At 42.2% G+C, this 12,290-nt stretch carries 7 protein-coding genes, 15 tRNA genes and 2 rRNA genes (1 of these 24 cut by a window edge); 19 read left to right on the top strand and 5 right to left on the bottom strand.

Annotated elements, in window-relative coordinates:
• The 19 genes from AM500_RS21705 to AM500_RS21615 all read left to right on the top strand — a co-directional run.
• A 23S ribosomal RNA gene (locus AM500_RS21705) occupies positions 1-686 on the top strand (it extends 2,248 nt beyond the left edge of the window).
• Between the two features lie 113 nt (positions 687-799).
• Positions 800-916 (top strand): 5S ribosomal RNA (gene rrf, locus AM500_RS21700).
• An 8-nt stretch (positions 917-924) separates the two neighbouring features.
• Positions 925-999: transfer RNA gene (locus tag AM500_RS21695), tRNA-Asn, on the top strand.
• A 4-nt stretch (positions 1,000-1,003) separates the two neighbouring features.
• Positions 1,004-1,094: transfer RNA gene (locus tag AM500_RS21690), tRNA-Ser, on the top strand.
• Positions 1,095-1,114: 20 nt separating this feature from the next.
• Positions 1,115-1,189: transfer RNA gene (locus tag AM500_RS21685), tRNA-Glu, on the top strand.
• Positions 1,190-1,194: 5 nt separating this feature from the next.
• Positions 1,195-1,270 (top strand) — tRNA-Val (locus AM500_RS21680).
• Positions 1,271-1,284: 14 nt separating this feature from the next.
• A tRNA-Met gene (locus AM500_RS21675) sits at positions 1,285-1,358 on the top strand.
• Positions 1,359-1,361: 3 nt separating this feature from the next.
• Positions 1,362-1,438: transfer RNA gene (locus tag AM500_RS21670), tRNA-Asp, on the top strand.
• Positions 1,439-1,491: 53 nt separating this feature from the next.
• Positions 1,492-1,567 (top strand) — tRNA-Phe (locus AM500_RS21665).
• A gap of 13 nt (positions 1,568-1,580) precedes the next feature.
• Positions 1,581-1,656, top strand: a tRNA-Thr gene (locus AM500_RS21660).
• Positions 1,657-1,662: 6 nt separating this feature from the next.
• Positions 1,663-1,747: transfer RNA gene (locus tag AM500_RS21655), tRNA-Tyr, on the top strand.
• Positions 1,748-1,751: 4 nt separating this feature from the next.
• Positions 1,752-1,825: transfer RNA gene (locus AM500_RS21650), tRNA-Trp, on the top strand.
• A gap of 14 nt (positions 1,826-1,839) precedes the next feature.
• Positions 1,840-1,912: transfer RNA gene (locus AM500_RS21645), tRNA-His, on the top strand.
• Between the two features lie 20 nt (positions 1,913-1,932).
• A tRNA-Gln gene (locus AM500_RS21640) sits at positions 1,933-2,004 on the top strand.
• Between the two features lie 6 nt (positions 2,005-2,010).
• Positions 2,011-2,085: transfer RNA gene (locus AM500_RS21635), tRNA-Gly, on the top strand.
• A gap of 8 nt (positions 2,086-2,093) precedes the next feature.
• Positions 2,094-2,168 (top strand) — tRNA-Cys (locus AM500_RS21630).
• Between the two features lie 21 nt (positions 2,169-2,189).
• Positions 2,190-2,271 (top strand) — tRNA-Leu (locus tag AM500_RS21625).
• A gap of 501 nt (positions 2,272-2,772) precedes the next feature.
• Positions 2,773-4,023 (top strand): sugar ABC transporter substrate-binding protein, encoded by a 1,251-nt coding sequence (locus AM500_RS21620; protein ID WP_053601085.1) that lies wholly within the window; start codon positions 2,773-2,775, stop codon positions 4,021-4,023.
• Between the two features lie 54 nt (positions 4,024-4,077).
• A complete protein-coding gene (locus AM500_RS21615) occupies positions 4,078-5,379 on the top strand; it encodes an alpha-glucosidase/alpha-galactosidase (RefSeq protein WP_053601084.1) in 1,302 nt (433 codons plus the stop codon).
• 101 nt (positions 5,380-5,480) lie between these two features.
• On the opposite strand, the gene AM500_RS21610 is transcribed toward AM500_RS21615, so the two are convergent.
• The 5 genes from AM500_RS21610 to AM500_RS21590 form a co-directional block, all read right to left on the bottom strand.
• Complete coding sequence (locus AM500_RS21610; RefSeq protein WP_053601083.1) at positions 5,481-7,766, bottom strand: Ig-like domain-containing protein; 2,286 nt, start codon at positions 7,764-7,766, stop codon at positions 5,481-5,483.
• 296 nt (positions 7,767-8,062) lie between these two features.
• Positions 8,063-8,884: a carbohydrate ABC transporter permease gene (locus tag AM500_RS21605; RefSeq protein WP_053601082.1), complete on the bottom strand. Its 822-nt coding sequence runs from the start codon at positions 8,882-8,884 to the stop codon at positions 8,063-8,065.
• A 12-nt stretch (positions 8,885-8,896) separates the two neighbouring features.
• Positions 8,897-10,222, bottom strand: coding sequence for a carbohydrate ABC transporter permease (locus AM500_RS21600; RefSeq protein WP_053601081.1), 1,326 nt, complete (start codon positions 10,220-10,222; stop codon positions 8,897-8,899).
• Positions 10,223-10,297: 75 nt separating this feature from the next.
• A complete protein-coding gene (locus AM500_RS21595) occupies positions 10,298-11,605 on the bottom strand; it encodes an ABC transporter substrate-binding protein (protein WP_053601080.1) in 1,308 nt (435 codons plus the stop codon).
• A gap of 177 nt (positions 11,606-11,782) precedes the next feature.
• Positions 11,783-12,019 carry a transcriptional regulator SplA domain-containing protein gene (locus AM500_RS21590; protein ID WP_053601079.1) on the bottom strand — a complete coding sequence of 79 codons (237 nt, stop codon included), beginning with the start codon at positions 12,017-12,019 and terminating at the stop codon, positions 11,783-11,785.
• Positions 12,020-12,290: the final 271 nt, after the last annotated feature.

Raw genomic sequence — 12,290 nt, 5'->3', positions numbered from 1 at the left:
ATCGGGGTGGGAGACAGTGTCAGGCAGGCAGTTTGACTGGGGCGGTCGCCTCCTAAAATGTAACGGAGGCGCCCAAAGGTTCCCTCAGAATGGTTGGAAATCATTCGCAGAGTGTAAAGGCACAAGGGAGCTTGACTGCGAGACCTACAAGTCGAGCAGGGACGAAAGTCGGGCTTAGTGATCCGGTGGTTCCGCATGGAAGGGCCATCGCTCAACGGATAAAAGCTACCCCGGGGATAACAGGCTTATCTCCCCCAAGAGTCCACATCGACGGGGAGGTTTGGCACCTCGATGTCGGCTCATCGCATCCTGGGGCTGTAGTCGGTCCCAAGGGTTGGGCTGTTCGCCCATTAAAGCGGTACGCGAGCTGGGTTCAGAACGTCGTGAGACAGTTCGGTCCCTATCCGTCGTGGGCGCAGGAAATTTGAGAGGAGCTGTCCTTAGTACGAGAGGACCGGGATGGACGCACCGCTGGTGTACCAGTTGTCTTGCCAAAGGCATCGCTGGGTAGCTATGTGCGGACGGGATAAGTGCTGAAAGCATCTAAGCATGAAGCCCCCCTCAAGATGAGATTTCCCATTCGCAAGAAGTAAGATCCCTGAAAGATGATCAGGTTGATAGGTCAGAGGTGGAAGCGCGGCGACGTGTGGAGCTGACTGATACTAATAGATCGAGGACTTAACCATATTTGATTACTTGATGTTCTTCTGATTCTTCCTTACGATTACCCAGTTTTGAGGGAATAAATTTCCCCTTGAAAAATTTCAAAAAGGCATTATAATAATATATGTCTTCATTGTCTGGCGACTATGGCGAGAAGGTCACACCCGTTCCCATCCCGAACACGGAAGTTAAGCTTCTCAGCGCCGATGGTAGTTGGGGCGTAAGCCCCTGTGAGAGTAGGACGTTGCCAGGCTTTAATATTCCGCAGTAGCTCAGTGGTAGAGCAATCGGCTGTTAACCGATCGGTCGTAGGTTCGAGTCCTACCTGCGGAGCCAAAATGGAGAGCTGTCCGAGTGGCCGAAGGAGCACGATTGGAAATCGTGTATACGCTAACCGCGTATCAAGGGTTCAAATCCCTTGCTCTCCGCCATTACATATTTAATAGATATTGGCCCCTTGGTCAAGCGGTTAAGACACCGCCCTTTCACGGCGGTAACACGGGTTCGAATCCCGTAGGGGTCACCATAAATGGAGGATTAGCTCAGCTGGGAGAGCATCTGCCTTACAAGCAGAGGGTCGGCGGTTCGATCCCGTCATCCTCCACCATAAGTTTTTATCGTCGCGGGGTGGAGCAGTCCGGTAGCTCGTCGGGCTCATAACCCGAAGGTCGCAGGTTCAAATCCTGCCCCCGCAATACGGTCTGGTAGTTCAGTTGGTTAGAATGCCTGCCTGTCACGCAGGAGGTCGCGGGTTCGAGTCCCGTCCAGACCGCCATTTTTTACTTGTAAAAATTGGCGCTTTAAATATGTTGTCAAAAATGGTATTATGGCTCAGTAGCTCAGTCGGTAGAGCAATGGACTGAAAATCCATGTGTCGGCGGTTCGATTCCGTCCTGAGCCACCATTTATAGTTTTATGCCGGGGTAGCTCAATTGGTAGAGCAACTGACTTGTAATCAGTAGGTTGGGGGTTCAAGTCCTCTCGCCGGCACCATTTGTTGGAGGGGTAGCGAAGTGGCTAAACGCGGCGGACTGTAAATCCGCTCCCTCAGGGTTCGGCGGTTCGAATCCGTCCCCCTCCACCATTTTAGGGGTATAGTTTAAAGGTAGAACGAAGGTCTCCAAAACCTTTGGTGTGGGTTCGATTCCTACTACCCCTGCCAATTTTATATTTATGGCGATTGTGGCGAAGTGGTTAACGCACCTGATTGTGGTTCAGGCATTCGTGGGTTCGATTCCCATCAGTCGCCCCTTTTAGTTTTTGCAATATTGGGCTATAGCCAAGCGGTAAGGCAACGGACTTTGACTCCGTCATTCGTAGGTTCGATCCCTGCTAGCCCAGTCAATTGCGGAAGTAGTTCAGTGGTAGAACACCACCTTGCCAAGGTGGGGGTCGCGGGTTCGAATCCCGTCTTCCGCTCCATTTAGTCCGGCGGCATAGCCAAGTGGTAAGGCAAAGGTCTGCAAAACCTTTATTCACCGGTTCAAATCCGGTTGCCGCCTCCAAAAAGACCAATTCATTATTATGCCGGTGTGGCGGAATTGGCAGACGCGCACGACTCAAAATCGTGTTCCGAGAGGAGTGCCGGTTCGACCCCGGCCACCGGTATCAACCAACAGCAGGAATGTTTTTTGTGAAAAGGCTTCTCACTATTAAGTGAGAGGCCTTTTTACTTTTCTTCACACTTCAAATAAAACTTCCCCAATCTAATATTTGCCTTTTACTAAGACATCTTCTAATTCTTTATAATCCACTTTTTGTACAGAATTTTATATTGATAGGCGCTTAACTGCATAAGCTGATTAAAATCGTTCCGTATGCCATATTAGGATTTTATATGTAAAATTTATAACCGTCGGTTTTCTAACATTTTAATATCAATCGACTTAAGGTCACTTTCTCGACAGCAAAAACAGTGGGATAACCTACCAATCTTCAGTAAGATTAAAATTAGAAGGGATGGAAATTGAAAGGAAATCTTCACCTTTTTGTTAGAAATAAGGATCTATTGAAAGGGGGAAATTCTTAAATTCTAATTTGAGAGCGCTTACCTATTTCTTATATCGTGCTTTCGGTAAATTTTTTTAAAACTGGAAAGGGGTTTAGGGGATGAAAAAATTTAGTCTTCTTTTATTACTTGTTATTTTAGGTTTAGCATTATCAGCATGCAGTTCGAATGAAAAGTCGAAAGGGAACGTTAAAAAAGGAGAAATATCCGGTGAAATAACGGTTTGGGCGCATCCATATACTGGTGGACCGGAATTAGAAGAGGCAATGTGGGAAGAGATAATTGCTTCTTATGAAGAAAAATTTGACGTTAAGGTAAATTTTGAGACAATACCATGGCCAAACCGGGATCAGAAGATACTTACAGCACTGGCAGCTAAAAAGGGTCCAGATGTTTTTTATGCTATTCCTGATCAGATGCCGCAATATGCTGATGTGGGCATGTTATTAGAACTGGATCCTTATTTGAAAGACAATGATATGGATGATTTTGTTGATACTGCATTAATTGCAACTAAATGGAAGGATAAAACATACGGCCTTCCTATATTACAAGAAGCAACTACATTTTTTTATAATGTTGATGTAATTAAAGCAATCGGGGAAGATCCAAATAATCTTCCGAAAACATGGGAAGAATTTGAAAAATGGGCTGAAAAAGCGAAGGCCAAAGGGTTTTATGCAATGAGTTATCCAGGTGGCGGATCGATGAATCACACGTTATATCCATGGCTATGGCAGGCAGGTGGAGATGTTGTTAACGAAAATAATGAAGTTTTGATCAACAGCCCGGAAGGCTTAGAGGCATTTGAATTTATAAATGACATGTATAAAAAAGGCTGGATTCCTGAGGATTCAATCACTGCAACCGATCATAATGAATTGTGGTTTGGCGGGAAAATGTTAGCCAGGATGGGTTCCGCAGATTTAATAGCTGAGTTGGAGAAGAATGAAGATTTTAATTTCGTCATTTCACCGCCTCTAAAAAATAAGGAACAAGTAGCTTATGGTACCACTGGAATGTTTGTCGTTCCTTCTAATAGTGATAATCCGGATGCAGCAGCTGAGTTTTTAAAGACAATAACAAATGCAGAGAATCAAAGAAAGTTTAATAAGCTTACCAAGTTTATCCCTGCAAGAGAATCTGCGAGAGATATTTTTGCAGATGAAAAATATTTAAGTCAGATCGCAGAGAACACACAATATGTTCGCCCAGGAGTCATCCATCCAAAAGGCAGGGCAGTCATGCCAGTAATTCAGGCTCAAATCCAGGCAATGATGGCAGGAGATATGACCCCAAAAGAAGCGATTCAAGCCGCGGAAGAAGCGATTAAGGCTGAGCTTACAAAGTAAAGATAAACTTAATTGAGTACGGGAAACTTTAGTTAAATAAGGTGGGAAACGTAAATGTCTAAAATCACCATCCTTGGAGCGGGGAGCACAGCATTTGCAAAAAATATATTGGGAGATTGCATGACTGTGGAAGCGCTTCAAGGATTTGAATTAGCATTATATGATATAAATCATGAAAGATTAAGAGAATCTGAAGCAATGTTGACTAATTTAAAGAAGAATCTTCAATCGACCGTGAACATTGTTTCTTATACTGACCGCAAGAATGCTTTAAGAAACGCGAAATATATAATTAACACGATTCATGTTGGCGGGTATGACCCAGGTACAATAATAGATTTTGAGATACCAAAAAAATATAACCTGCGTCAAACCATTGCCGATACAGTTGGAATAGGGGGGATATTCCGTAGTTTACGGACTATCCCGGTCATGATGGACATTGCTCAAGATATGGAAGAGGTTTGTCCAGATGCATGGTTTTTAAATTATACGAATCCAATGGCGGTTTTGACTGGTACGATGTTACGGTATACAAATATTAAAACAGTTGGATTATGTCACAGTGTCCAAGTTTGTGCCAGCAGACTGTTAGAGTCGTTGGAAATGCCAACCGATAAAGTACAGTGGAAGATTGCTGGGATTAATCATATGGCATGGTTGTTGGAGATTACCCGAAATGGAAAGGATTTGTACCCAGAAATCAAGAAAAAAGCAAAGGAAAAACAAAAGATGCAGCATAATGATATGGTTCGCTTTGAACTAATGAACCATTTTGGTTATTATGTTACCGAATCCTCGGAGCATAATGCCGAGTATCACCCGTACTTTATTAAAAGCAGGTACCCGGAGTTAATTAATCGTTTTAATATCCCATTGGATGAATATCCAAGAAGATGCGTCAATCAAATTGAGGACTGGAAAAACATGCGTAAAGACTTGGTTGATAATAAAAATTTATCGCATGAGCGTTCACATGAATATGGATCACGCATTATTGAGGCAATGGAAACAGATATACCGTTTAAATTTGGGGGTAATGTCCTAAATACAGGTGGTTTGATTAGTAATCTGCCCGAAAAAGCATGTGTGGAAGTTCCTTGTCTTGTTGATGCTAGCGGGGTTGCTCCTACCTATATTGGGGAGCTTCCAGAACAGTTAGCTGCTTTAAATCGGACAAATATTAATACGCAATTACTTACAATAGAAGCAGCAATGACTAGAAGAAAAGAATATATTTATCAGGCTGCCATGCTGGATCCACATACGGCAGCAGAGCTATCACTTGATGATATTGTTTCATTATGTGATGACCTCATTGAAGCACATGGTGATTGGTTACCAAAGTTTAATTAAATCGCACTGTGCAGTTCTGCTAAGACGTTTGAAAAAGGTAGGGGCTGTTCCATAAGTCAGATTAAATGACTTATGGAACAACCCTATTTTGCTACATTATTTTATTTAGGCTTTTTTCCATTGTTAATAATAATGTGTGGAATTGCAGCCATATCACTTTCATTTCCGGCTTTATCCACAACATAAGCCTTCATCTTATGAATCCCCTTTGTAAGTGATGTTGTTTTGATTATTGCAATACCTTTTTCATCCGCTTCGCCAACACCGACTTCTTCGCCCTTATCAATGATGATAACTTTTGCCCCAGGCTCAGTCTCAACCGTTATTTCTGGAGTCCTGTCATTGGTTGACAATGGCGCTACTGGATTCAAAACGGTTGGAACATCTGGAGCATTACTATCTCTTACGTATACAAATAATTCTGCTCCGCGGGCAAAGTAGATATTCCCTTCTTCATCCTTTGCGTAAAGTGAAGCATTGTCATCCAAAATTTCTAGTTCCCAGGTATCTGGATTGAATTTAAACAATTTACGTAAAGATGAACCATAGAAGTTGCCATCTTCGTCAAAATCTAAGAATGGACCTTTCCAAAAATGACTAATTCCTTCCCAGCTATAGCTAAACAACTCTTTGGACTGAAGGACCTCACGGGATTCTGGATCAAATTTAAAAATTTTACCTTGAGTCATACCCCATAAATAACCTTCGTCATCAAATTCAAGGGTACCAATTCCTCTTTCTCCTGGAATCGGAGTCCCTTCGTATACTTTTTCTTTTGTTTCTGGGTCAAAAATAAATAGCTTTGCATCATCTGCGGTCGGTTTACTGTCTAAACCGCCATATACGCTTGTACCGCCATAGATTAATCCATCTTTGTATTGGAGAGAGATAATACTCTGATCCTGTACAACATTTCTAAATGTTTCGTGCTCACCTGTAGCTTCATTTATGATGGATAGTGTTCCACCAAGCACACCATAATCAGGAACGGTCCCTACAAAAACATGGCCATCACCCTCTGCCCAGGCAAATGGGCGATCCTGTTCCATTCCTTTTAATGAAAACAAGACCTTTGGATTGGTTTGCTTTTCAGGAACTGTCGGGTCATGTTCATATGGTCGTGTTGGATCATATTGGTAGATGTTGGCGCCAGGATAGACACCTAAATATAAATAATCTTCAGTTGCGATAATACCTTCCCCTTGTCCAAATCCAGTGAAGCTTGTAATCTTATCTTCTGTCGGGGAATAATAGGCAAATCCGCCCGAATGGTAGCCGCTGGAATAGATATTTCCATCCGGCCCCAAGGTAATGGATTGAATGCTAATCGGTTGCCCTTCAATTTGTGCTGTCATTTCTTTTGATTGACCGGTGATTGGATTATAAATCCAATAGGTTCCATTAAAGCGCAGGCTTGTTAAATTCAGACCTTCAAAGCCTGGTACATCAAGTTCAATCCAACCGAACCCTTTGCTGCTCCATGTGTCATTAAGCCCTGTTGCGGATAATTCAAGAGTATCTAAATCATAGGAATGGAGTGTAGTTCCTTTGTGAAAATATACCTTATTATCCTTATCTAGAGGAGAGACCATGCTGCCCTTTACTTTTGTAATTTCATCAACCCAAGTTTTATTTACAAGATCATAAACTAACAGGGAACTTGACCTTTCTAATCGAGTAAATAAGTAATCCCCGCGGATATCTACATCATAAGGGGTGCCCTCATCTTGGTTTTCTTCCGGTAGAAGGATTTCAGTTTTCATTCCGGTGGCCAGGTCAAATTCGATTAGGTGCTGCTCAATTCCGAGACCAACATAAAGTTTGCCATTATACACTTGAACATCTCTTGCATAGCCTGAACCTTCAGCCATTGGGCCGAAATCAGTGAAAGCATTTGTTTTTGGATCATACATAAATACCTTCCCATTAGGGTACGTGCCGCCATAAATACGGCCATTTTCATCAGATGTGATTCCCCATGTTGCTGATTCTGTTTGTGTTGCTCGTCCAAGGTCCTCAAGCTTATCTGTTTGGGGGTCATAACGGAAGAGGTTGGTCGTATCAGCAAGATAAACCAAACCCGAAGGATCGACGGTTATTCCCCAAATTGAGCTTGTGTTATTTAGCTTATGGCTAGCCATTCTCTCCCCAGTAACCGTATTGATCACGTTAAATACCCCGCCTGATGCAACAAAGGTAGCCTGAGTCCCATTTGGGCCCTCACCATAAGCACTTGAGAAAATTCCAATGGTGTAATGAGGTACGCCTAATTTTTTCACATAGCCTTGAGTACCGTTTGTTTCTGCATGAATATTAATAGGCTGTGGAGTTATAAAAACCGAGGCAAGCAAAACAAATGAGACTAGAACAAAAAATACACGTTTCAAATTTAGAACCTCCTTCTTTTTAGATTATTTCAAAATATTCCAACTATTATTAAGTATATAAGTGCTGGTTAATTATACAAGTAAGGAGGTTGTCCTTATTAAGACTAAAAGTGACAGGAATAAAATTATTCGGACTATTGAATATTGAAGGAGTCCGATTAATATGAGAAGGATTTGCAAAAGGGGATGCCCCAAAAGGTGAAGAGCAGCCTTTTGAGGTTTTAAAATGGCATTCGGGATTATATAAAAAAAGCCTTACTTACTCGAGTAAGGCTTTCTTAATTACTTTAGTTCATTTACCCTTTCACAGAACCGGAAGTAAGCCCGGAAACAATCTGTCTTTGGAAAATCAATACTAGTATAACGATCGGAATGGTTACAATGACTGTTGCGGCAGTAATATCTCCCCAGGGAACAGTATAATCACTCTGGTAAAGTGAAATTCCTACAGGAACTGTACGAGACGTTTCTTTAGAGTTAATGGTAAGCGCGAACAAGTATTCATTCCATGCCGCGATAAAGACCAGAATGGCTGTTGTAAAAACGCCTGGAGCGGCGAGTGGAAAGATGATTTTTCTGAACGACTGGAATGGGGTAGCCCCATCCATTTTTGCCGACTCTTCAAGATCGAATGGTATTTTTTGAAAAAAGGTTGAAAGTAGCCAGATAGCCAGTGGCAAGCTGAATGTAATATATGGGATGACAAGCCCGATATAGGTGTTCCTTAAATGAAAGTCAGTTACGAAATTGTAAATTGGCGACATGATTGCGATATGAGGGAACATCGAAGACGCCAATACGATTCCCAGGATGAGACCTTTAAATTTAATTGGCAGCCTGGTCAGTGCGTACGCTGCAAAGGACGCAAAAACGATGGCGATCAATGTGGTCAGGCCTGCTACGATAAAGCTGTTTTTCATGTAGGTCAAAAGCGGTCTCGTAGTCAGGGCTGATTCATAGGATTCCATTGTTGGGTTATCCGAAAACCAGGCAAAGGATGAAAAAATCTCGCCAGGCGGCTTAATTGAGGTGAGAAAGACCCATAAAAAGGGAAACATCACAAAAAATATAAACACTATTAAAAATAGAAAAAATGGAATTCCAGCTTTTTTCTTCATTCCTCTACCCTCCTAGTTTTTCACTTTTCCTTCAAAAAGATCCGAGCCGATAAATTTGATGTAAATCATACTAATTAAAGCAACGGCAAGGAAAACAATGACGGAAAGAACAGATCCTGCTCCGAAGTTTTGCTGCGAGAAAAGAGTTTTATATGCATATACCGTAATGGATTCTGTCGAGTTCGCAGGGCCGCCCCCGGTGAGTACGTAAATTAAGTCAAACACCCTAAAAGCATCCAGTGTTCTGAATAGCAGCGCGACTAAAATGGACGACTTAAGCAGCGGCAAGGTAATTTTAAAAAACTGCTGAAATTTATTTGCTCCATCCACCTGGGCTGCTTCATACAGGGATGAAGGAATTGTTTGTAACCCGGCCAGCAGGAGCAAAGCCATATACGGAGTCGTTTTCCAGACGTCTGTAAAAATAATTGAGAACATCGCTCCAGCTCCTGTTGTCAGTAAATCGCCTGCACTCTCAATTAGATGGAATTTCTCGAAATAGTGGGCGATAATTCCGGATTGTCCATCATATAAATACTTCCACATCATAGCCGATACGGCAGTCGGAATAGCCCATGGGATCAGGACAGCCGCCCTGACAACGCCTCTCCCAAAAAACGCTCTGTTTATGAGCAGTGCAATCATTAAACCGATGACTAGCTCAAAAAACACTGAAACCACTGTGAAAATGGTTGTATTCCAAAGCGATTGCCACATTCGGCCATCCTGGAAGTAGTAGGAGTAATTTTTAAATCCGATAAAGTTTGATTTCAAAATCGAAGCCCTGGTTTCCTTGATTTGCTGTGTTAAATCATTAGCTGTAGTGTCCTGTTCACTCCCTAATTCAAGAGAGGCTATCTTCTCTTCAGCTTGATCCAATGAAGCAGTATAACTTTCGGCACTATCAGATTCAAGTTTTGTAAATTTCAATTCCGAATCTGTTACCGGTTTAAAGGATGCAATCAAATCGTTTACCTTGTTGTATTTATTTTTTATTTCATTATCGCTCAAAAGATTGGTGTGCTGTTGTTCAATATCATTCTGGACAGCGGATAACGTCTGCTGAACTTCGGGGCTATCGCTGCTCCCTGCCAATTCTTCAAGTGAATTCGATAAATAATAATAGTTGTTTGCATATCTCTCAAGGTCAATGTGATCCGTCAGCATTTTTTGTGACCTCGCTGGGTCATTCAGGCGGTAGTCAAACAAACTGTTCCAAAAAGATTGGGTAATAGGCCAAATGATGATTCCGATGATTAACAGCAAGGAAGGCAGAACCATCATATAGCCCAGCTGCTTTTCATTTAGGCTGAAGCCCTGCCTGGGAATTTTTGACATAGCTAACACCTCTCTATACAGGAAAATGTATTATTAAAAGAAAAAGGCGGGTGCGCGAAACACCCACCTCCACGGTTACTTGTTTAAAGCAGCCTCCATTTTTTGCTGCATGTTTTTAATTGCTTGTTCAGGAGTTATTTTCTTGGTCAAAGCCTGGGAAATTTCGATTTGCATGATATCCGAAACCTCCTGGTAATTTGGAGTAACCGGACGGGGAACAGCGCTGTGCAAGACATTGACAAATTCCTCATTGCCAAACACTGGTGCTGCTTCCTTAACTTTTTCGTCCTCGTAAAGGGCTTTTAGGGTAGGGGCTCTTCCTCCTTCAACGGCGGATATGGTTTGGCCTTCCTTTCCGGTCATCCATTTAACAAATTCCCAAGCGGCTTCTGGCTCATCAGTGTAGCGGTTAATCATTGTCATGTACCCTCCGAGAGTGGAAGCCGAGCCTTTGTCGCCGGCAGGAAGAAGGGCAAAGCCAACCTTATCCAGGACCTTAGAACGTTCCTTGTCAGCAGCTGACCTATACATGTACGGCCAGTTTCGTGCAAGTGCTGTCTGTCCTTCAATAAAGGCTGTTTCAGTTTCAGTTTCCGTAAAGGTCAGGATATTGTTTGGAGTTATTCCGGTATTCACTACTTCCACCATTTTTGTTAATCCTTTAATCGACTCAGGGCTGTCGATGACTACCTTGTTGTTTTCATCAATAACTTGTCCGCCATAAGAGGCGATGAACTCCATAGCATTGACCACAAGGCCTTCATACTGGTTTGCCTGGAGAACAAAACCAAACTTTGTTCCTTCCTTGCCCTGCCCCTCTTTTGCGGCAGCGATTAGTTCATCCCACGTCTTAGGAGGGGTTTGCACAATGTCTTTTCGATAGTAGAGGAGTCCGGCATCCATGTATTTAGGCATTGCCCATTGTTTTCCGCCAAATTTTCCAGCCTGTACTGTTGCAGGGAAATAATCATCCATCTTGATTCCATCTTTCTCAATCAGCCTGTCCAGTTCCAGGGCATAATTTGCCTGGGCAAATTCAGCTGGCCAAACTACATCAGCATCAAATACATCGATTTCATCACTCTGGGAGCTAAAAGCAGTAACGTACTGGTTATGCTGCTGTCCACTATCATTGGGCATTTCCTGGTACTCGACATCAATGTTTGGGTGAGCCTTTTCGAATGCCTCGATTAATTTTTCCGTACTACCGGTTGAATCAGCTCCGCGGGCATATGTAATCTTAACCTTTTTGTCTTTATTTGCAGAGTCAGATTCTGAGTCTTTTCCCGAAGTGTCTGATGAAGATTGGCAGGCTGCTAATGATAACGCCAGTGCAGCCGAGGTAAGGGCAGCAAATAGTTTACTCTTACTTTTGTTCGGCATAACTTTTCCTCCTGATATGATGTAAATTTTTTGAAAATATCCTTACCAATCTTCTTTAACCGTAAAGAAGACGAAATAAACCGATTTTTCCGAAAGTTGATAGGGAAGGGTCTTTAACTAAAAATAAAAAGAGACCCATAAAACAACATGGGTCTCATAACTTCTTATTAAGCTCGGTTAAGAGTAGTGGTCATTGAAGGCCTTTTCTGCCGCCGCTTCTGATGTGAACAATGCATCATCATCTTCAATTACGTGAAGAGTCTCATTAATAAATAATGCGAGTGCGTTTGGATCTTTTGGATGAGGTACAATCTCTGCCGGGCGTATATTAGATACAGTTGGTGTATGAGGATTGTTATATATTACGAATACCTCATCCCCAGCTTTAAGATTCTGCGGGTCAATTATATCCATATTTGTTCCTCCTTACATAGTATATGGATAGGGTTGTCCTTAAGGTCCTTAAGTATTCCCGCCTAGACTGTGGAAGTATGCTGGTATATAGGATTGACCGAGAAAAAGAGGAACCGATAAATACCTCTTCTGCCACTGCACTTGTCTTCTAATACCTAATGGGTAATAGTACCAGGTGAAAAATATTTTATGTAAGGCTTTTCATTCACTATTTTAAGTTGACATGGTTTTGTCATAAATAGTATTATGAATATTGTCATTAAGGTTTCGA

The organism is Bacillus sp. FJAT-18017, assembly GCF_001278805.1.
Taxonomy (GTDB): Bacteria; Bacillota; Bacilli; order Bacillales; family Cytobacillaceae; genus Bacillus_D.
This window is presented reverse-complemented; position numbering and strand designations above follow the sequence as displayed.